Below are 19634 nucleotides of genomic sequence, written 5' to 3'. Positions count from 1 at the left end.
ACGGCCCGATGATGCTGTCAGGGTCCCGCCAGCTGTGGAGTTCGATCGGAGCGGCCCCAGGTCGATGCAGGGTGGCAGGCTAGCTCCGCTTGTTCTTCGGCACCGCCCAGTCAGGTGTTCGGCGCTGGATCGGCTGCGCCTGGTGCCTCGGACGAGAGGCGTACGTGGACAGGCGGTCGAGTGCAACTGCTCCGCCGTCGACCAGCGCGACGATTGGTCTGTGGTCTCGGCGCAGTACGCCGATGGCGTGAGCGAGCCGTTCGGCATCCAGCTGGTTGAGCTGTGCGTCATTCTTGAAGTCTTCTGGCTGGACGAGGACTGCCATCGCGACGAAGTCCTCGAGGTGCCGGCGCACGTCGCCGGGAAGCAGCAGCGCAGACGCCTTGCCGATCAGCGATCCGACCAGCGTAGGCCGGTTGACGGTCGCGGACCGGTCGCTGATGACGACGGTGACCTGCTCGCTCCGGTTGATCTGCTTCTGAGCGCCCGGGGTCTCTAGGCCCCGGGCGCCGTGAATGTCGGTCCGGGAGGAGGCGACGGGGCCCAGGAAACGAGGGATGAGAACATCGATGACCGCCTCGTCGCGGCCACCGATGGTTGACGTCGTTGACGGACATGGCGAGGTCGGTGACGAACCCGATCTCCGACAGGATCTGGGTGACGGATCTGAGGGCGTTCGGCTGCTCACGGATGTGAAGGACCGTGTCGACATCTGTGGTGGAACGAACTGGCGGAACGCCGCGTTCGAAGCAGTGCAGCTGGACCATCTGCCCACCGACGAGTGTCCAGTCATCGGGCATACGGTCTGCAAGGTCGAAGAGGCCTAACCAGGAGGCGGTCTGCGCTGGCGGCATCTCCGGCAACACGATGGTGGTCACAGGTACTCCCTCGCCAGCTCACGTGCCTGACGGACGTCGCGCTCTGACCCGTTGTCCACCAGGTCGGCGATGACGAGGGCGATGGGCACCGGGTTGGGTGGCAAGAACGGTGACACGTGAAGGATGGCGTTCGGCTTGCCGCGCGATGGCACGAGCCAATGGTCAGCCTTGATCGCCTCGGCTTCATCCTGATGGACGTAGCCCTCGACCAGGTCCGATACAGCCATCTGGGAGCGTCGGTCGCTGACTCCGCTGGGCACGACCCTGATGTCGTCGAGCACCTTGGCGGGATCGGGTGCGGACATCTCGAGTCGCTCGCCGCGCGAACGTAGCCATGATGCGAGGACCAGAGCGGGGTCGCTCCGGTCGCGCAGGTGGGACATCCGATCGTTGAGCTTCCACGCTGCCTGGGCGTCGAGCCAGCTGTCCGTCTTCAGGATGAGCGCCCACGCGTTGCGGGGACTCATCGGTCGCCCGGCCGGCTTGGGTTGGCGTAAAGAATGTGGGCTGACTACCCAGCGTCCGCCGACCTTCTCGCCCTTGAGCTCGCCGGAGTGCAGCATGGCGAGCACCCGACGTTCGGACACGCCGAGTGCTCGTGCTGCGTCGGCTACGGAGACGATCATGTCGCCAATTATACGGGTGCACGAACGATTGACGACACCGCTCCGGCGGATCGGTTGCTCGTGTCCTTCGGGTGCACGAACGGCTGCGTTGCACGACGTCGGCAGCCGGAGCAGCCAGCTCGCGGAGAGCGGGGTCGGCGTACGGAGCTCCAGTCACCTCCCTGGAGCCGGCAGCAGAGAGAGCGAGGCCCGGAGTCAGCGCGTCGCGTTCCACACGTCCGTGGTGTCGCACGTGGCGGGGACGTGGAGTCCGGCGGGCGGCTGCCAGTCCCCGGAGGCGTTCTCGACGAGCACGCCGCCGCCGAGCCCGACAGCGTCGCCGTCGACGTACGACCCGCCCGCGCCGCTCAGCGTGGTCCCGTTCCAGGCGACGAGGTCCTCGCTGAACACCGGCAGCCAGCGGGTGCCGAACCCGTCGGTGACGTAGACGCACCCGTCCTCGACGGTCAGGCGACCCTCGAGGAGGGCGTGGTCGCCCGCGCCGACGCTTTCGCCCCACAGCGACCTCGTCGACCGTGACCCCGCCGGATCCCGTCCACAGCGAGGCGCAGCCGCCCGTCGCACCCGCGCCGAGCGCGAGGAGGGCCGCGGCGGTGACGGAGCGTCGTCGTCGTCCGGACGCCCGGTGCCGGGTGCGCGAGCGCGCCGTCGCGCCGGTGCGTGTCATGGCGCGACCGTAGCGGGTGTCGGGGGGCGGTGGGACGCTCGGACGACATCGCCGAGCGGGGAGGAACCATGAGCAGCACGGTCCAGGTGACGTTCGACGCGCGGGACCCGCGCGCCCTGTCCATCTTCTGGAAGGAGGTGCTGGGCTACGTCCACCCGGGCCCGCCGGGCGTGGAGCTGCCGGACGGCGCGGACCCGCTCGCGGCGTGGGACGAGTTCCTGGAGCGTTCGGGCGTCCCGGAGGACCAGCGCAACAGCGCGTCGGCGCTCGAGGACCCGGACGGCAAGGGTCCGCGGATCTTCTTCCAGCAGGTTCCCGAGGAGAAGGTGGCGAAGAACCGCGTGCACCTCGACGTGCGGACGGCGCCGGAGCTGCGCGGCGACGAGCGGATGGCGGCCCTGGAAGCCCGGTGCGACGAGCTCGTCGGGATCGGCGCCTCGCGGCTGCGACGCTTCGAGCCGGAGCCCCCGACGAGCATCGGGTTCATCGTCATGACCGACCCCGAGGGCAACGAGTTCTGCCTCGACTGAGGACGTCGGCCCGGTCTTGCGGCAAGGAGGCGTCACCGCCCGGATGGCTTCACCGCCCGGACGGCGTGACCCGCCCGCCCTGACGGGCGGACGGGTCACGGGCGTGAGGTGCGGGTCGTCAGCCGCAGGCGACGCCCTCGAACGGGACGGTGACGCTCTCCTCGGGACCGGTGCCGTCCGTGGCGGATGCCGTGACGGTCACCTCGCCGTCCTCGACCGTGCCGGACCTGGTCGAGAACGACGCGTACGCGAACTTGCCCGGGGCGACCGCGGCGAAGTCCTTCGCCCCGAAGCCCGTGTCGAACCGCACGTCGAGCGCCGCGTCGTCGGCGTTCGCGGCGCGGACCGCGACGTACGCCCGGCCGGCGAGGCAGCGGGACTCGGCGGTGACGTCCGAGAGCGTCGACGGCCCGGTGGCGTCGCCGACGGTGAACGTGTGCACCGGCGAGACCACGGTGCCGCCGTACGGCCCCGTGACCACCGCGTACCACCCGTGCTCACCGGGCTCGACGTCGGTCCAGGTCGCCGTCGCAGCGGTGCCGCTCGGCACGCCGGTGACCTCGTCGATCGTCTCGGTGGTGAGCACGTCCACGGTCAGCCCGTCGGTCGCGAGCCGCTTCGTGGTCGGCTCCAGCCCGAGCGCGGCGTAGGGGATCTCAAAGTCCTGCATGCCGGGCGGGTCGTTCAGCGCGGCGTCGTCGGAGTCGAAGTCGTCCAGCGACGGCGAGTACGTCCGCACGACGATCCGGCCGCTCCCGTCGGTGCCGCCGTCGTTGTCGAAGTGCAGCAGCCGCAGGTACCCGAGACCGCCCTCCGGCAGGCCCTGGTAGTCGAACAGCATCGAGTACACGGTGCGGTCGGCGACGCCGTCACCGTCGTCGTCGAAGTCGTCGGTGCGGGTGTAGGCGTCGTGGTAGTGGCCGGAGCTCACGAGCGCGACGTTCGGGTTCGGTGCCACGACCTCGTCGAGGATGCGCTGCGGGATCGGCCCGAGCCCGCCCGTGGTGAGCATGTACTCGTGCAGGTTGATCCAGACTGTGCGCTCCGGGTACCTCGCGATGACGTCGTTCATCCACGCGATCTGCTCGTCGCCGGGTGCCCACCCCATGTACAGCATGAGCAGGTCGACGCCCTGGACGCTGACCAGGTCGTAGTGACCCCGGTTGTCCTGGATGTCACCTCCCCACCACGGGTTGGCCGAGAACCGGTCGGCGCCGAAGTACTCCGAGTACGTCGAGTAGTCGGCGAGCGCGCCGCCGACGTCGTGGTTGCCCGCCAGCACGCCGTAGGGCAGCCCGGCGTCGTCGAGCGTGCGGTACGTCGGGTCGGCGTTGAGCCACTGGTGCTCCTGGTCCCAGTCGTCGACGATGTCGCCGGTGTGGACCAGGTACTGCAGGTTCACCTCGTCGCGGGCCTCGAGGACGAAGTCGTGGATCGCCTCCTGGTGCGAGTACCACTCGTCGCCCGAGCCGTCCGTCGGCTGGCCCTGGTTGTCGTTGTAGTACTGCGTGTCCGACTCCCAGGCGATCGTGAAGTCGTACTCCGACCGGGCCGTGGCGTCGGGGTGGAACGGCGTGGCGACGTCCTCGCGGCCCGACCGCGGCGTCCCGGCGAACCCCTCGGAGTGCTGCACCAGCACCGTCACCTGACCGTCGCGGACGTGGTCCTCCACGGGAACGGTGCCCCCGAGCTCGAACTCGGTGGCCGCCCCGTCGGTCGTGACGTACCGGTCGACCTCCTGCCAGGTGTCGCCGGCCACGTCGAGGACGGACAGCAGCACCTTCGCGCCGGCGTTCGCCGACCCGGACCAGGCGATCCGCACCTCGCTGTCGGAGCCGGCGTCCTCGGGCACGTCCACCGTGAACAGCTGGTACGGGAGCTCGGTGTCCGAGGAGACCTCGGCGGAGAGACCGTCGGTGCCGACGATCCTGTCGAGCTCGTCGGCGCTCAGGAGGGTGCTCCCGTCCCGGTCGGTGGACGACGCATCCGTCGTGGTGCCCGAGAACGCCTCGACCTGCGGGTCCGCGGCGTCGACGGTGTGGCCGACGCGGAACTCGACGTCGAGGTCGTCACCGGTCGCCGACCCCGGGGTCGCGGACAGCGTCACGTCGCCGGCCTCGACCGTCGCACCGTCGGCCGGAGCGCCGAGCTCGACCGTCGGGACCTCGTCGGGCGTCGTGAGCCGGAGCGTCCGCTCGGCGAGGTTGCCCAGCGCGTCCGTCGCCCTCAGGACGACGGTGTGGTCGCCGGCGGCGAGCTCGAGCGACGACGTGGTGTGGGGCAGGTCGATCTCCTCGCCGTCGAGCGTGGCCGTGACGGAGTCGACACCGGAGCCCGAGTCCGACGCCTGCGCGTCGATCGTGAAGCTCCCGCGGTACGTCTCGCCGTCGACCAGGTCCGTGCTGAGCTCGGGCGCCGTGTTGTCGACGACGACGGTGCGGGTCAGGGACCCGGCGCCGTCGGCGCGGCTCGCCGAGACGGTGTGCTCGCCGTCGTCCACCGCGGTGGTGTCCCAGGTGTGCGCGAGCGAGTCGAACGCGTCCTGCGGCACCGAGAAGGTGGCGGTGAAGTAGACCTGGTTGGCGTCGTTGAAGCCGATCCGTGTCGTGGGATCCGGGCACTCGCGGACCGTCTCCTCCTGGCCCTCGCCCGCCCCACCGCACACCTCGGGGCGCAGCACGCGGCCGTCGGGCAGGGCGAGGCGCAGGTTCATCGCCACGAAGTCGTCGTTGTTCTCGTCCGGGTCGGGCTCGGGCCACGCCTTGGTGCCGGCGTAGATGCCCAGGGTCAGGCCCTCCCCGGCGACGACGCGCTCGACCGGCACCTCGCTGGTGACCGTCTCGACGCGGGAGTAGAAGCCCTCGTCGAAGATCGTCAGCACGTCGTCGCCGAGCCTGACGCCGTTGCGGAAGAACGCGTCGGTGTTCGTGGCCTCGAACGCGAACAGCGCGGGGGCCTCGAGCGCCGCGGTGAGCTCGTCGACCTCGGAACCGTCGATCGACAGGCTCAGGTCGGCGGGGTCACCGGTCGTCGTGGCCGCGACCCGCGTCGCGCCGCCGACGTGCTGCCCGTCGGCCACGCCGAGCCGCACGGGAGCGTCGCCGGTGTCGTCCAGGTCGACCCTGACGGGGCCGAACGTGGTCGCGTTCTGCCCGTCGGACGCCCAGACGGTGTACTCGACCCAGGTCTTGCCGTAGAGGTCCACGGCGGGGACGGCGTAGGAGAACCGGTCGGCGGCCTCGGCGCGCAGCAGCTGGGTGACCGGCTCGCCGACGTCGGAGGTCAGGGTGAGCTGAACGGTGCTGACCAGCCGGTCGTCCGTCGCCTCGAACAGCAGGGCGAGCCCGTCCATCTGCGGGGCGTCGTCGCTGCCCGTCAGGTCGGTGACCACCGGCTCCTCGTCGTCCTGCGGCGTGACGACGAGCCCGGCGGGCACCTGGTCCGGCGCCACCGAGCCGGGGGTCGCCGCGCCGGTCCCGACGAGCGTCTGGGTCGTGCCCTCGTCCCAGCGGTACTGGATCGGCTGGTCGGCGACCGTCTGGCCGTCGTTCATGTAGTCGGCGCGCGAGACCGGGTGACCGGTGTTCGTCTCGACCTGCAGGCCGCGCAGGCCGCCGTTGGCCATGCCGCCGGAGGAGATCTCGACGAGGTCGGTGCCGGCCGTCAGCGTGCTCCCGAAGTGGGCGTTGAAGTCGGCGGCCGTGAGGTGGTCGTTCGCGCCGTTCTTGATCCACAGGACGAGCGTGCGCCCGGGCGCGATCTCCACCAGGGCCGTCGACCTGTCACCGGGGACGGCGAAGTGGGTCGAGACGCCCGGTGCGGTGGAGGTGCGGTCGTAGACCGACCAGCTCAGCGCCTGCCCTGCCGGGTCGTCCACACGGATGCCGCGCGACCCGCTGTTGGCCATGCCGGGCTGCCCGGTCACGTGGAAGATCGGGAGGTCGGCGGCGGCACCGACCGCGGCGCGGAAGTCGCCGTCGGTCCGCGCGAAGCTGTCGACGGTGGTCGACGTGTACTGCAACCAGAGCACCGCGCTGCCGTGCGCGGGGATCGTCGCCGTCTCCTCGGCGAGCGTGAGCGGCTTGTCGCTGCTCGACGTCCCGGCGTTCGTGAAGACGTAGGTGAAGCCGTGGCCGGCGACGTCGACGGGCTCGTCGGTCGTGTTCGTCACCTCGAAGAACTCGAAGTCGTCGTACCCGTCGTTGTCGGGGGCGATCTCCGTGACCACCAGGGGTGAGAGCGGGGTCGTGTCGGTGGTCGCGGCTGCTGCCGCCGGGACGGTGGCGATCGAGCCGCCGGCGACCACGAGCGCGGTGATGCCCGCGACGCGTCTGCTGAGGGCATGTCGTGACAGAGGCATGCGAAGAGGACCCTTCGTTCGTGGATGACGGTCGAACGCTGCCCGCACCACGTGAACGGATCCGTTCTCGGAGGTGAACCCGCGGCGACCGGGAGCGGTCGGGCGGGGTGCGCTGAAACCTGGGTTTCAGCGTGTGCTCAGCCGAGCATCCTGCGCATGACGACGCGCGACGTCCCGCCGCTGCGGCCGGTCGTCGCGGCGGCGCGCTCGAACCCCGCGCGCTCGAACAGGGCGACGTTCCCGACGTACCCGGAGATGACGTCGACCCGCTCCGGCCCGGAGTCCACGGGATAGCCCTCGATCGCGAGCGCGCCGTGGCCCTCGGCGTGCTCGACGGCGCCCGCGAGAAGGTGGTGCGCGAGGCCCATCTTCCGGTACCCGGCACGGACCACGAAGCACACCACGCTCCACGCGTCGAGCTCGTCGACGAACGGGATGGTGCGCGAGTGCATGAGGCGCCGGTACGTGCTGCGCGGTGCGACGGAGCACCAGCCCGCGACCTCGCCGTCGACGTACGCGAGCACTCCGGGTCCGGGCTCGGTGCCGCACAGGTCGGCCATGTAGTCGGGGCGCTCGTCGTTGCCGACACGGCTGTCCCGGTACGACATGCACCAGCAGCCCTTCACCCCGGGGCTCTTCGGGCCCACGACGGTCGCGAAGTCGTCGAAGCGGCCGACGGCGGGGCGCACCTCCACCCTGCTGTCGCCCCACGTGCCCGTGCCCACGGTCGTCACGCTAGTCCGCCCCGCACCCCGCCGCGTGCCGAACCCCGGCTTGTGGCGGCATCTGGAGCCCATGTGCCGCACAACCCGGGGTTCGGCAGCCCCGCCGGGCGCCCGGGTCGCGTCGCCGGGGCGACCGGGCGGCGTCGTGTGATGGGATCGACGGGTGTTCACGCGTCCCCGCACCCGCCTCGACCTCGTCCCGCGCCGCGTCCGCGTCCAGGCCGTCGTCGAGACCTCGACCGCGCTGCGCCGCATCACCTTCCGTGACGCCGGCGAGGGTGCGTCCGGTGTCCCGGGGTCGGACGACCCGGGGACGCTCGCCACGCTCCGGTCGCCCGGTCCCGACGACCACGTGAAGGTCTTCCTGCCCGACCCGGCGTCCGGCGTGCTGCACCCCCCGGCGCTCACTGCCGACGGTGCGCTCCAGCGCCCGGGCGGCGTCGTGTCGATCTCGCGCGAGATGACGGTCCGGGCGACCCGGACGGTCGACGGCGCGGGTGAGGTCGACGTCGACTGGGTGCTCCACGGCGACGACGTGCCCGGTGCCCCTCCCGGCGAACCGGGCGGTCCGGCGTCCGCCTGGGCGGCGCGCGCGAGGCCCGGTGACGAGGTGGTGCTCGTCGGACCGACGGCGAGCCAGGGCGTGCCCGACGGGATCGGTCGGCTCCTGGTTGTCGGGGACGAGACGGGTCTGCCCGCGCTCGCGCGATGGGTCGCGGCCGTCGGGCCGGAGATCCCGGTGACGGCGATCGTCGAGATCGGCGACGACGTGGACGAGGCGTTCGTCGAGGACGAGCTCGGGCGCGCGACGGTCGAGATCCTCTACCGCACCGACGGCCCGGGCCAGCTCGCCGAGGCGGTGCGTGCGCTCGGTCCGATCGACGCGGACGAGTACGTGGTCGGGGTGGGCGAGGCGACCGATCTCGTGCCCGTGCGTCGCGACCTGCGCCGCGCGGGCGCGCGCCCCGACCAGCTCGCGATCCGCGGCTACTGGCGGCGCGGCGTCGTGAACCTCGACCCGGAGGCCCCGCTGGACCCGAGCGACCCGGACTGACGGGTCGTTAGGCCCCGGCGACGACGTCGACCGCCAGCCCCCGGCTCGCGGCGTGCAGGCGCTGGTCGTCCGTCCACAGCGCGGAGCACCCGTGCACCTGAGCGGCGGCGAGGTGGAGCGCGTCCGGGGTACGGAGGCCGAGCGCCGCCCGGAAGCGGGCGGCTCGCTCGAAGACGTCGGCGTCGACCGCCAGCTGGCGGAAGAGACCGAGGATCGTGCGGTACCGCGCCTCGAGCTCGAGGTCGCCTTGGCGCAACGGTCCGACCAGGCACTCCATGGCGACGAGAGGGCTCACGGCGACCGCTTCGTCGCCGGCTCGCGCGAGGCGGCCCCGCACCGCGTCACCGCGCGTGCCTGGATCCTCGACCGCGTAGATGACGACGCACGAGTCGAGGTAGATCACTCCCAGCCCTCGCGCTCCGCCGCGATGTCGGCGTCGACCTCCTCCGCGCTGCGGACCGAGCGTGGCGGGTGGGCCTCCAGCCACTCGAGGATCGCGGGCCCCGTCCCGTGCGAGAGGTCGGCCCGCACAGGGACGAGTCGCACGAGGGGGACGTCGCGCTTGGCGATGACCACCTCCTCGCCCGCAGCAGCGCGGGCGATCAGCGCCGACAGGTTGTTCTTGGCCTCGAGCACGTTCACCTGCATGCGTCCTCCTCGTCCTGGCCAGGTTGCCTGGCCAGGCGACGCGAACGTCAAGGGGCTGTGGAGGACCCGAGCGATGCGAGGCCGTCTGCCGACCGCGTAAGCGGCTGCGTGCGGGCGCGCCGTGCGCGACGCTGGGCCGCATGACGACTCGGCTCCTGGTCTTCGGTGGTTCGGACTTCGTCGGCCGCGCGGTGGTCGACGACGCCCTCGCGCGCGGCTGGGACGTCACGGTCCTCAACCGCGGCACGCGGCCCGCCCCCGACGGCGCGCAGCAGCTCGTCGGCGACCGCACCCGCCCTGACGGGCTGGACGCCCTCCGCGCGGACGACGTCGCGCAGAAGTGGGACGTCGTCGTCGACACGTGGTCGTGGGCGCCCGTCGCGGTGCGCGACGCCGCGCGCCTGCTCGCGGGGCGGATCCCGGGCGACAGCCGGTACGTGTACGTGTCGTCACGCTCGGTGTACGCGCCGTGGACGCCCCGGGGCGCGGACGAGTCGGCGCCGCTCGTCGACGCCCACCCGGACGAGGGGACGCACGACGACTACGCGCGCGCGAAGCGGGGCGCCGAGATCGCCGCCGTCGACGCCCTGGGCGACCGCGCGCTCCTGCTGCGCGCGGGCCTGATCCTCGGGCCGCGCGAGAACGTCGGCCGCCTGCCGTGGTGGCTGCGCCGCGTCGCGCAGGGCGGTCCCGTCCTGGCGCCGGGCCCGGCCGAGCTCCCGCTGCAGCACGTCGACGCGCGCGACCTCGCGGCGTTCGCGCTCGACGCGGCGCTCGCGGGCGCGTCCGGTCCGGTCGACGTGGTCTCCGCACCGGGCCACGCGACGATGCGCGACGTGCTCTCCGCGTGCGTCGCGGTGACCGCCGAGGCGGCCGCGGCGGCCGGGAACCCGCCCGCCGAGCTCGTCTGGGTCGAGCCGGAGGTGGTCGAGCGAGCGGGGATCGCCCCGTGGTCGCAGCTGCCGATCTGGATCCCGCCGGGCGAGCTGTACGACGCGCTGCACGGCTCGGACACGTCGCGCGCGTTCTCGCTGGCGCTCCGCACGCGCGACGTGCGCGAGACGGTCCGCGACACGTGGGACTGGCTGCAGGCCCTGGACGCCGACGGCGAGGCGACGCCGCAGCGCGCGGACCGCCCCGGCGTCGGGCTCCCGCGCGAGCTGGAGGAGGAGGCGCTCCGCCTCGCCCGGTCAGAGGCCGCCGACGCCTCCGGCGGCGGTGACGGACCCGGCCGACCTGGCGTCGGCTTCACGGCCTGAGATCCCGTCGCGCGAACGCGGCCGGCGGTGCGTGAGCTCGTGGTGCCGAGCACGACGCCACGCGCCGTCGACCACGACCTGAAGGTCGCCGACGACCGGTTGACGACCTTCAGGTCGTGCTCGGCGCGGTGCGTCCGGCTCAGCCCTCCGCGAGCAGCTCGCGCACCCGGGGGATCACCCGTGTCCCGTAGAGCTCGATGCTGCGCATCATCGCGTCGTGCGGCAGCGTCCCGGACGAGTACTTGAGGTCGAACCGCCCGGCCCCGAGCGTGCGCACGGTCGAGGCGATCTTCTGCGCCACGGTCTCGGGCGACCCGACGTACAGCGAACCGTCCCGGATGTCGTGCGCGAACCGGCCCCGGTGGTACGCGGGCCAGCCGCGCTCGCGGCCGATCCGGTTGTTCATCGCGGCGAAGTGCTCGTAGACCTCCTCCTGCGCCTTCTCGTCGGTCTCGGCGACGTGCCCGGGGGAGTGCACGCCGACCGGCAGCACCGGCTGCCCGAGCTCGTCGACCGCACGGTGGTACAGGTCGACGTACGGGCGGAACCGCTCGGGCTCGCCGCCGATGATCGCGAGCATGAGCCCGAGCCCGTGCCGCGCCGTGCGGACCACCGACTCCGGCGAACCGCCGACCCCGACCCACGTGCGCAGCCGCCCCGACTCGGTCTTGGGGTACACCTCCTGGCCGGACAGGCCCGCGCGCGTCGTCCCCGACCACGTGACGGGGCCCTCGTCGAGCAGGTGCACGAACAGGTCGAGCTTCTCCTCGAACAGCACCTCGTAGTCGGAGAGGTCGTAGCCGAACAGCGGGAACGACTCGATGAACGACCCGCGCCCGAGGATCACCTCGGCGCGACCGTCGGACAGGGCGTCGAGCGTCGCGAAGCGCTCGAACACGCGCACGGGGTCGTCGGAGCTGAGCACCGTGACGGCTGACCCGAGCCGGATCCGCGACGTGCGTGTCGCGACGCCCGCGAGCACGACCTCGGGCGCGCTCACGGCGAAGTCCTCGCGGTGGTGCTCGCCGACGCCGAAGAAGTCGACGCCCACCTGGTCCGCCAGCACGGCCTCGTCGACGACCTCGCGGATCGTCCGCGCCGCGGTGACGGGTGCGCCGTCGGGCCCGGCGGTGACGTCGCCGAAGGTGTCGAGGCCCAGCTCGACCTGGTCAGGGGCAGGCGCGGCGCCCGTCGTGGGGGTGGTGGTCGGCTCGGACATGGTCTCTCCTCGGTCGTCGCACGCCGTCCGGTGGCGGCGGTGCGTCCCGGACAACCGTGCGCGGCCCCGGAATCTTCCGCACGTCCGCCGGACGACCGACCCGGGCGCCAGGAGCTGCCGAGGAGAGGTGTCAGGCGGTCGCGCGGGTCGTCTCGCCCCTGAGCTCGTCGATGTGCGACTGGAGCCGCTCGAGCGCGACGGCGACACCCTCGCCGGCGTCGTGCGCGAGGTCCGTGACGTACCGGAGCTGGGCGGACGCGGCGTCGAGCGCGACCTGCGCGTCGGCGAGGGCGATCGTCGCGCGCCCGTCGGCCGCGTGGTCGGCGTCCTTCGCGTGGTCGAGAGCGGCGCGCGCCTCGTCGGTCGCGGCCTGGACGGACTCGGTCGCGTCGACGACGTCGTTGCGCAGCACGGGGTGCAGGGCGGGAAGGTGGGAGCCGACGCGTTCGATGTCGTCGCCGATCGTCTCGGTCTGGACCTGTGCGTCGGCGATGAGCTGTTCCACCTCGGCGGCGCTCGCGGTGGCGCCGAGCGGGAGCATCATCGACAGCGCGAGCAGGCTGGCGGCGGCGAACCGGGCAGACGTCCTCGTCCGCGGCGTCGCCGACTGATCGCTCGTCCTCGCTGACATGGTGAACAGTCTGGGGTGCGTTCCTGGGAAGAGCCAGGGAATCAGGGCCCGAGGTGTGGAGATTTCGCACACAGCGCAGGTCGGACGGCTCAGGATCGCGACGCGGCGACGGCGCGGCGCCGTCGGGCCCGCGCGACGCGCGTCGTGAGGAGCCCGTGCCGCGGGCTGAACAGGTAGGCGAGCGCGAAGACGGCACCGAGCGTCACGACCACCGTCCCGCCCGACGACGTGTCGAGCCAGTAGCTGAGGAAGATCCCGACGACTCCTGACGCGGCCGCGACGAGCGGGGAGATCCACAGCATGTGCGAGAACCGGTCCGTGAGCAGGTACGCGGTCGCGCCCGGCGTGATGAGCAGCGCGACGACGAGCACGACCCCGACCGCCTGGAGCGCGACGACGACCGTCAGTGCGAGCAGCCCGAGGAGCAGCGCCCCGAGCCGGCGCGGCGAGAGGCCGATCGCGTGCGCGTGCACGGGGTCGAAGGCGTAGAGCGTGAGGTCGCGCCGCTTGAGCACGACGACGGTGAGCGTCACGGCGCCGAGCACCAGCACCTGGAGCAGGTCCGCGCGCGAGACGCCGAGCAGGTTGCCGAACAGGATGTGGTTGAGGTCGGTCTGGCTCGGGGTGACGGAGATGAGCACGAGGCCGAGGGCGAAGAGCGTCGTGAACACGACGCCGATCGCCGCGTCCTCCTTGACGCGGCTCGTGTCCCGGACCGCGCCGATGAGCAGCACCGCGAGCAGCCCGAACAGGAGCGCGCCGAGCGCGAACGGCGCCCCGACGACGTACGCGAGCACGACGCCCGGCAGCACCGCGTGCGACACCGCGTCGCCCATGAGCGACCAGCCGACCAGCACGAGCCAGCACGACAGCACCCCGCACACGATGCCCGCCGTGAGCGTCACGGCGAGCGCCGTCCGCACGAACTCGAACGACAGCGGCTCGACGACCAGGTCCCAGATCCCCGGGCTCACGGCGCGACCTCCAGCCCGAACGCGAGCGCCAGGTTCTCCGGGCGCAGCACCTCCTCGGGCGTCGCGTGCAGCAGGACGCGGCGCATGAGCAGGATCGCCTCGTCGGCGAGCGCGGGCAGGCCGTGCAGGTCGTGGGTCGAGACGAGGACGGTCGCGCCGTCGTCCGCGAGCTCGCGCAGGAGCGCGGTGATCGTCGTCTCGGAGCGCTTGTCGACCCCGGCGAACGGCTCGTCGAGCAGCAGGATCGTGGCGCCCTGTGCGAGCCCTCGCGCCACGAACGCGCGCTTGCGCTGCCCGCCGGACAGCGCGCCGATCTGCCGGTCCGCGAGGTCGGTGAGCTCGACGCGCTCGAGCGCCTGGTCGACCGCCGCGCGGTCGGCGGCGCGCGGACGCCGGGTGAAGCCCTGGAAGCCGTACCGGCCCGTCATGACGACGTCGCGCACGCTCAGCGGGAACGCCCAGTCGACGTCCTCGCTCTGCGGGACGTACCCCACGGCCTGGGCGCGCCGGGCGCGTGCCGGCGGGGCGCCGTCGAGCAGGACGGTGCCGTGGTCGGGGCGGAGCATGCCCATGATCGCCTTGAACAGCGTGGACTTCCCGGACCCGTTCATCCCCACGAGCCCGCACACCGTCCCGCGACCGCGGGTCGAGCCGACGGTCAGGGACGCGGCGTCCAGCGCCAGGACCTCCCCGTGGTGGACGGTGAGGTCGCGCACCTCGATCGCGGGAACGGCGCCGGCGCCCGACGCCGCGCGGTCGCCCGACGCCGCCTGCTCGCCCCGCGCCGCCCGGTCACGCGCCATCAGTCCTCGCTCCCCGGCGCCTCGCCGGTGAGGCCGGCGACGATCGTGTCCGCGTCGTGGCGCAGCAGGTCGAGGTAGGTCGGGACGGGGCCGTCGGGCTCGGAGAGCGAGTCGACGTAGAGCACGCCGCCGAACGTGGTGCCGGTCGCCTCGACGACGCGCTGCATGGGGCCGTCGGACACCGTGGACTCGCAGAAGACGGCCGGGACGTCGTCGCGCTCCACGAGCTCGATCGTGCCCGCGACCTGCCGCGGCGTGGCCTGCTGCTCGGCGTTGACGGCCCACAGGTAGTGCTCGGTGAGGCCCGTGTCGCGCGCGAGGTAGGAGAACGCGCCCTCGCACGTGACGAGCGCGCGGTGCTCGGCGGGAAGGGAGTCGAGCGACGCCGTGAGCTCCTCGTGCACGGCGTCGATCTCGGCGGCGTACTCGTCGGCGGCGGCGTGGTAGTCCTCGGCGTGCTCGGGGTCGATCTCGGCGAACGCGGCGGCCATGTTCTGCGCGTAGAGCCGGCCGTTCACGGGCGACATCCACGCGTGCGGGTTCGCCGTGCCCCGGTACTCCTCGGCCGTGTCGTCGCCGAGCGCGATGGTCTCCACCCCGTCGCTCACGACGACGTGCGGCACGTCGAGGTCGCCGACGAACCGGTCGAACCACGCCTCGAGCCCGAGCCCGTTGTCGAGGATCAGGTCGGCCTCCGCGGCGCGCCGCAGGTCGCCCGGGGTGGGTTCGTAGCCGTGGATCTCCGCCCCGACCTTGGTGATCGACTCGACGCGCAGGTGGTCGCCGGCGACGTTGCGGGCCATGTCGGCGAGCACGGTGAACGTCGTGAGGACGACCGGGCGGTCGTCGGTGGCACCTCTCGACGACCCGGCGTCCGTGCCGGTCGAGCACCCACCGAGACCCAGCGCGACGGCGAGCGCCACGAGCCCTGCACCCGCGCGGCGCGCGGCCTGTCCGGCGGTGACCCGGAGAGGAAAGTTCGGCATACCGAATAATCTAGTCCGGCGGCGCGTGCCGGGCAACGAGGGCGCGCGGTGCGCCGGACCGGACGGGGGTGGGTCAGGGCTTCGCCGCGTGCACGACGGCGACCGGGCCGTCGGCGTGGTGCAGCACGTCGTGGCTCACGGAGCCGATGAGCATGCCCTGGACGTCACCTCTGCCGCGCGACCCGACGACCGTGAGCCCCGCGCTCCTGCCGGCCTCGTGGAGCGCGACGCCGGGCCGCCCCTCGACGACGAACGTCTCGACGCCCACCGCGTCGTGCTCGGCGGTGCGCACGCGAGCGAGCGCCGCCTCGACCGTGCGCGCCGCAGCGCGTCGCGCGTCGCGCTCCGCCTGGGTGTCGAGCGCGAGGCGCTCCTCCGGCTGCAGGCTCGCGGCGAGACGCCATGCGCACACCGCGACGACGCGCCCGCCCGTCGCGGCTGCCTCGTCGAGCGCGAAGCGCAGCGCCGCATCACCGTGCACCGACCCGTCGACCCCCACCACGACGTCCGCCGTGCGGTGGTGGCACCTGTCGACGGGCGGCACGACGACCACGGGCGCCGGGCTGCGGGCGGCGAGGCGCGTGGAGACGGAACCGAGGAAGGCGGCGCCGACCGAGCCGAGGCCCCGCGTCCCGACGACGACGAGGTCGGCGTCCTTCGCGGCGTCGAGCAGCACCTCGGTCGGGGCTCCGGAGCGCAGCGTCGTGCGCACGTGCACCGTCGGGTCGACGCGCGCGGCGCGGTCGACGGCCGCGTCGAGGACGGGTCGGGCGATGGCGTCGACCTCGTCGACCGTCGGGTAGTACACGCCGCCGACGAACGGCGTCGACACCACGGGCACGTACGCGACGTGCAGGACGCGCAGCGTCGCACCGCGGCGGGCCGCCTCGCGGACCGCCCAGTCGAGGGCGCGCCCGCTCGTCGTGCTGCCGTCGACGCCGACGAGCACCACCGGCCCGTGTCCCTCGCCCGCTCCGTCCCTGCGCATCGTCCTCACCTCGCCCTCCGCGACGGGCCCGTCCCGTCCTCTTCTGGATACCTCCGCGGGACCGCGACCCGCGACGGCCGCACGGCCTGCCGGGCCCGGTCCGACGGCACGACTGCCGGGGACCAAGGTCCTGACCTCGCCGTACGGGCCGCACCCGACGGGAGACGACGCCGTCGAGCGACTAGGTTGAGAGCCATGGGCTCTCCCCACCCGATCCGTGTGTTCCTGCTCGACGACCACGAGGTGGTCCGCCGCGGCGTCGCCGCGCTGCTCGAGGCGGCCGGAGACATCACCGTCGTCGGCGAGGCCGGCACGGCCGCCTCCGCGCTCTCGCGCATCCGCGCGACCCGGCCCGACGTCGCGATCCTCGACGTGCGGCTTCCCGACGGCTCCGGCGTCGAGGTGTGCCGCGAGGTCCGCTCGGAGCTTCCCGAGGTCGGCTGCCTCATGCTCACGTCGTTCGCCGACGACGAGGCGTTGTTCCAGGCCGTGCTCGCGGGGGCCTCGGGCTACGTGCTGAAGCAGATCCACGGCTCGGACCTCGTCGGCGCCGTCCGCACGGTCGCCGCGGGCGGGTCGCTGCTCGACCCGTCGAGCACCGCGCGCGTGCTCGAGCGGCTGCGGCACGCCGCGGACGAGATCCCCGACCGGCTCGAGGGGCTGTCGCAGCAGGAGCGCCAGATCGTCGCGCTCATCGGCGAGGGCCTCACGAACCGGGAGATCGGCCAGCGGCTCTACCTCGCCGAGAAGACGGTGAAGAACTACGTGTCGCACGTGCTCGCGACGCTCGGCCTCCAGCGCCGCACCCAGGTCGCCGTGCTCGCGACGGAGATCCGCACCGAGGAGGCGCGCGGCGGGACCGCCGGGTCGCCGGGCTCGACGGGCGGGGCTCCCGGTGGGCAGCGGCCCCGGCCCTGACGGTGCCGGCCCCGACGGTGCCGGCGCCGACGGTGCCCGCCCTGACGGCGCCGGACCCGTCGCTCCGGGGCCCGGTGACCGCGCGTCGTCGGGACCTTCGGCACTCACGGATCTGACACCCCGGCGCGACGATGAGGACATGACGACCACCGGCGCCCGGGGCGGGCTCGCGTCGGCGGGGCTCACGGAGCTCGCGCCGGAGGAGAGCTACGCGCTCCTCGCGACGGTGCCCGTGGGGCGCATCGTCTTCACCGATCACGCGCTCCCGGCCATCCAGCCGGTGAACTTCGTCCTCGACGGGCCCGACGTCGTCTTCCGGACGGGCGAGGGCTCCAAGCTCGCGGTCGCGGCGAGCCGCGCCGTCGTCGCGTTCGAGGCCGACTGGTTCGACGCCGAGGCCCGCTCGGGCTGGTCCGTCGTCCTGGTCGGCCGGACGTACGAGGTGACGGACCCGGAGGAGCGCGAGCGCCTGCTCTCCCTCCCGCTCGTCACGTTCGTGCCGGGGGACCGCGACCGCGTCATCAAGGTCGTGCCGCGCATCGTCACGGGCCGCCGCATCGCCCGGTCGGCCTGACCGTTCGGCGGGTCCTGCACCTTTCGGTACCTGGAACCGCCGAGCCGGTGCTCGGCCGCCGACGACCACGCGAACCGCCGAACGGTCCGGCTAGCCTCGACCCGTGACCACCGCGCCCGCCGTCCGCGACGCCGAGCTCGCCGACTGGCCCGGCATCTGGCGCGTCCTCGAGCCCGCGTTCCGGGTCGGCGAGACCTACACCTACCCGCGCGACATCGCCGAGGACGACGCCCGCGTCGCCTGGACGGGCTCACCGGGCGTGCGCGTGCTCGTCGCCGTGGACGACGCCGGAACGGTCCTCGGCACCGCGAAGTACCTGCCGAACCATCCGGGGGCCGGGGCGCACGTCGCCAACGCGAGCTTCGTCGTCGGGCCGGACGCCGCGGGGCGCGGCGTCGGGCGGGCCCTGGCGCGTGCGGTCCTCGACGGCGCCCGCGCCGACGGCTACCGCGCGATGCAGTTCAACGCCGTGGTCGAGACGAACGAGCGCGCCGTACGTCTCTGGGAGTCGCTGGGCTTCGCGGTCCTCGCGACCGTCCCCGAGGCGTTCGACCACCCGGTGCACGGGCTCGTGGGCCTGCACGTCATGCACCGCACGCTGTAGCCGCTACCCGAGCGGGGCCCACCACTCGAGGCGCGTGCCGCCGTCGGGCAGCGCGGTGACCGTGCACCCCCCGCCGAGCGCCGACGCCCGCGCGTCCATGTTGCGCAGCCCGGAGCGGCGCCCGCCCTCGCGGATGCCGACGCCGTCGTCGGTGACGGTCAGGCGCGCCTCGTGCGCGGTCACGCCGAGGTGCACGACGACGGCGCTCGCCCCCGCGTGCCGCGCGACGTTGGTCAGGGCCTCGCCGAGGACGACGACGAGCTGGTCCGCGACCTCCGCGGGCATGCTCGGGGCACCCTCGGTCACGCCCGCGCCCGAGCGCTCGCCCGAGACCTCGACCTGGACGTCGGGCGCGAACCCGAGGACCGTCGTCGCCGCCGCGGCCTGGGCACGCAGGCGGTCCTCGATGGACGGCGCGTCGGGGTCGGCCGCGGTGTGCAGGGCGAAGATCGTCGAGCGGATCTGGCGGATCGTCTCGTCGAGGTCGGCGACGGTCTCCTCGATGCGCGTGCGCGCCGTCGGGTCTACGACGAGCGGCTGCACGCTCATGAGCGACATCGCGGACGCGAAGAGGCGCTGGATGACGACGTCGTGCAGGTCGCGCGCGATGCGGTCGCGGTCCTCCAGGACGCCGACCTGCTTCGCCCGTCCGTAGAGCCGCGCGTTCTCGATCGCGACGCCGGCCGCGGCGGCGAGGGCGACCACGGCAGCCTCGTCCTGCGCGGTGAAGGGCTCTCCGCCGGCCTTGTCCGTGAGGTACAGGTTGCCGAAGACCGTGTCGCGGACGCGCACGGGCACGCCGAGGAACGTGTGCATGGGCGGGTGCCCGTCGGGGAAGCCGGCGGAGCGTACGTCGTCGGCGATCTCCGGCACGCGGATCGGCTCCGGGCGGTCGATGAGCTCGCCGAGGAGGCCCTCGCCGTGCGGCCAGTGGTCGATCGCCGCGACCTCGTCGTCGGAGAGCCCGAGCGGGACGAACCGCGCGAGGCGCTCGCGACCCGAGGGGTCCAGGACGCCGAGCGCGCCGTAGCGCGCGCCGGTCAGGTCCATGGTGGCCCGGACGATGCGCTGCAGCACCTGGTCGAGGTCCAGGTCGCTCGTCACCGCGACCACGGCGTCCAGCACGCGCTGCCCGACGCCGTCCGGCAGGTCGGTCTCTCCGCTCACCGGTGCAGTCTCCCAGACCGGCA

The 19634-nt window shown here is 73.2% G+C and carries 20 protein-coding genes; 6 read left to right on the top strand and 14 right to left on the bottom strand.

Annotated elements, in window-relative coordinates; genetic code table 11:
* Positions 1–79 precede the first annotated feature (79 nt).
* The 3 genes from NFS20_RS15575 to NFS20_RS15565 all read right to left on the bottom strand — a co-directional run bounded on the left by NFS20_RS15575 (position 80) and on the right by NFS20_RS15565 (position 1894).
* Entirely contained in the window at positions 80–688 is a 609-nt protein-coding gene (locus NFS20_RS15575) for a hypothetical protein (protein ID WP_251152723.1), read from the bottom strand.
* A gap of 186 nt (positions 689–874) precedes the next feature.
* Positions 875–1504, bottom strand: coding sequence for a helix-turn-helix domain-containing protein (locus NFS20_RS15570; RefSeq protein ID WP_251152722.1), 630 nt, complete (start codon positions 1502–1504; stop codon positions 875–877).
* A gap of 195 nt (positions 1505–1699) precedes the next feature.
* A complete protein-coding gene (locus NFS20_RS15565) occupies positions 1700–1894 on the bottom strand; it encodes a hypothetical protein (RefSeq protein WP_251152721.1) in 195 nt (64 codons plus the stop codon).
* Positions 1895–2239: 345 nt separating this feature from the next.
* Here NFS20_RS15565 and NFS20_RS15560 point away from each other — a divergent pair, with 345 nt between their 5' ends.
* Positions 2240–2701 (top strand): VOC family protein, encoded by a 462-nt coding sequence (locus NFS20_RS15560; protein WP_251152720.1) that lies wholly within the window; start codon positions 2240–2242, stop codon positions 2699–2701.
* 118 nt (positions 2702–2819) lie between these two features.
* Here the strand turns inward: NFS20_RS15560 and NFS20_RS15555 are convergent, their stop codons facing one another.
* On the bottom strand, positions 2820–7061 hold the full coding sequence (locus NFS20_RS15555; RefSeq protein ID WP_251152719.1) for a metallophosphoesterase: 4242 nt from the start codon (positions 7059–7061) through the stop codon (positions 2820–2822).
* A gap of 137 nt (positions 7062–7198) precedes the next feature.
* Entirely contained in the window at positions 7199–7786 is a 588-nt protein-coding gene (locus NFS20_RS15550) for a GNAT family N-acetyltransferase (RefSeq protein ID WP_251152718.1), read from the bottom strand.
* 163 nt (positions 7787–7949) lie between these two features.
* On the opposite strand from NFS20_RS15550, the gene NFS20_RS15545 reads away from it, so the two are divergent.
* On the top strand, positions 7950–8840 hold the full coding sequence (locus NFS20_RS15545) for a siderophore-interacting protein (RefSeq protein WP_251152717.1): 891 nt from the start codon (positions 7950–7952) through the stop codon (positions 8838–8840).
* 7 nt (positions 8841–8847) lie between these two features.
* On the opposite strand, the gene NFS20_RS15540 is transcribed toward NFS20_RS15545, so the two are convergent.
* Both NFS20_RS15540 and NFS20_RS15535 read right to left on the bottom strand, forming a co-directional pair.
* Complete coding sequence (locus tag NFS20_RS15540) at positions 8848–9243, bottom strand: type II toxin-antitoxin system VapC family toxin (RefSeq protein ID WP_251152716.1); 396 nt, start codon at positions 9241–9243, stop codon at positions 8848–8850.
* On the bottom strand, positions 9240–9488 hold the full coding sequence (locus NFS20_RS15535) for a type II toxin-antitoxin system Phd/YefM family antitoxin (RefSeq protein ID WP_251152715.1): 249 nt from the start codon (positions 9486–9488) through the stop codon (positions 9240–9242). Before NFS20_RS15535 ends, NFS20_RS15540 begins: the two co-directional genes overlap by 4 nt.
* Positions 9489–9628: 140 nt before the next feature.
* On the opposite strand from NFS20_RS15535, the gene NFS20_RS15530 reads away from it, so the two are divergent.
* Complete coding sequence (locus tag NFS20_RS15530) at positions 9629–10747, top strand: NAD-dependent epimerase/dehydratase family protein (protein WP_251152714.1); 1119 nt, start codon at positions 9629–9631, stop codon at positions 10745–10747.
* A 139-nt stretch (positions 10748–10886) separates the two neighbouring features.
* On the opposite strand, the gene NFS20_RS15525 is transcribed toward NFS20_RS15530, so the two are convergent.
* From NFS20_RS15525 to NFS20_RS15500, 6 genes are all read right to left on the bottom strand, one after another.
* Positions 10887–11966, bottom strand: a complete 1080-nt coding sequence (locus NFS20_RS15525) for an LLM class flavin-dependent oxidoreductase (RefSeq protein WP_251152713.1) — start codon at positions 11964–11966, stop codon at positions 10887–10889.
* Positions 11967–12096: 130 nt separating this feature from the next.
* The gene (locus tag NFS20_RS15520; protein WP_251152712.1) at positions 12097–12597 is read right to left on the bottom strand and encodes a hypothetical protein; all 501 of its coding nucleotides are present in this window, start codon (positions 12595–12597) and stop codon (positions 12097–12099) included.
* Between the two features lie 89 nt (positions 12598–12686).
* Complete coding sequence (locus tag NFS20_RS15515) at positions 12687–13571, bottom strand: metal ABC transporter permease (RefSeq protein WP_251152711.1); 885 nt, start codon at positions 13569–13571, stop codon at positions 12687–12689.
* Positions 13568–14374: a metal ABC transporter ATP-binding protein gene (locus tag NFS20_RS15510; RefSeq protein ID WP_251152710.1), complete on the bottom strand. Its 807-nt coding sequence runs from the start codon at positions 14372–14374 to the stop codon at positions 13568–13570. The genes NFS20_RS15515 and NFS20_RS15510 overlap by 4 nt, the downstream gene beginning before the upstream one ends.
* Positions 14374–15360: a metal ABC transporter substrate-binding protein gene (locus tag NFS20_RS15505; protein WP_251152709.1), complete on the bottom strand. Its 987-nt coding sequence runs from the start codon at positions 15358–15360 to the stop codon at positions 14374–14376. The genes NFS20_RS15510 and NFS20_RS15505 overlap by 1 nt, the downstream gene beginning before the upstream one ends.
* 73 nt (positions 15361–15433) lie before the next feature.
* Entirely contained in the window at positions 15434–16348 is a 915-nt protein-coding gene (locus tag NFS20_RS15500) for a universal stress protein (RefSeq protein ID WP_251152708.1), read from the bottom strand.
* Positions 16349–16543: 195 nt separating this feature from the next.
* Here NFS20_RS15500 and NFS20_RS15495 point away from each other — a divergent pair, with 195 nt between their 5' ends.
* The 3 genes from NFS20_RS15495 to NFS20_RS15485 all read left to right on the top strand — a co-directional run bounded on the left by NFS20_RS15495 (position 16544) and on the right by NFS20_RS15485 (position 18444).
* Entirely contained in the window at positions 16544–17266 is a 723-nt protein-coding gene (locus NFS20_RS15495; RefSeq protein WP_251152707.1) for a response regulator transcription factor, read from the top strand.
* 139 nt (positions 17267–17405) lie between these two features.
* A complete protein-coding gene (locus NFS20_RS15490; RefSeq protein ID WP_251152706.1) occupies positions 17406–17840 on the top strand; it encodes a pyridoxamine 5'-phosphate oxidase family protein in 435 nt (144 codons plus the stop codon).
* Between the two features lie 103 nt (positions 17841–17943).
* Positions 17944–18444, top strand: a complete 501-nt coding sequence (locus NFS20_RS15485; protein WP_251152705.1) for a GNAT family N-acetyltransferase — start codon at positions 17944–17946, stop codon at positions 18442–18444.
* A gap of 3 nt (positions 18445–18447) precedes the next feature.
* Here the strand turns inward: NFS20_RS15485 and NFS20_RS15480 are convergent, their stop codons facing one another.
* Entirely contained in the window at positions 18448–19611 is a 1164-nt protein-coding gene (locus NFS20_RS15480; protein WP_251152704.1) for a GAF domain-containing sensor histidine kinase, read from the bottom strand.
* Positions 19612–19634 lie beyond the last annotated feature (23 nt).

The organism is Cellulosimicrobium sp. Marseille-Q4280, assembly GCF_943181405.1.
In the GTDB taxonomy this organism is placed as follows: Bacteria; Actinomycetota; Actinomycetes; order Actinomycetales; family Cellulomonadaceae; genus Cellulosimicrobium.
Note: the sequence above shows the minus strand (reverse complement) of the source record. Positions and strands in the feature narration are given on the sequence as shown.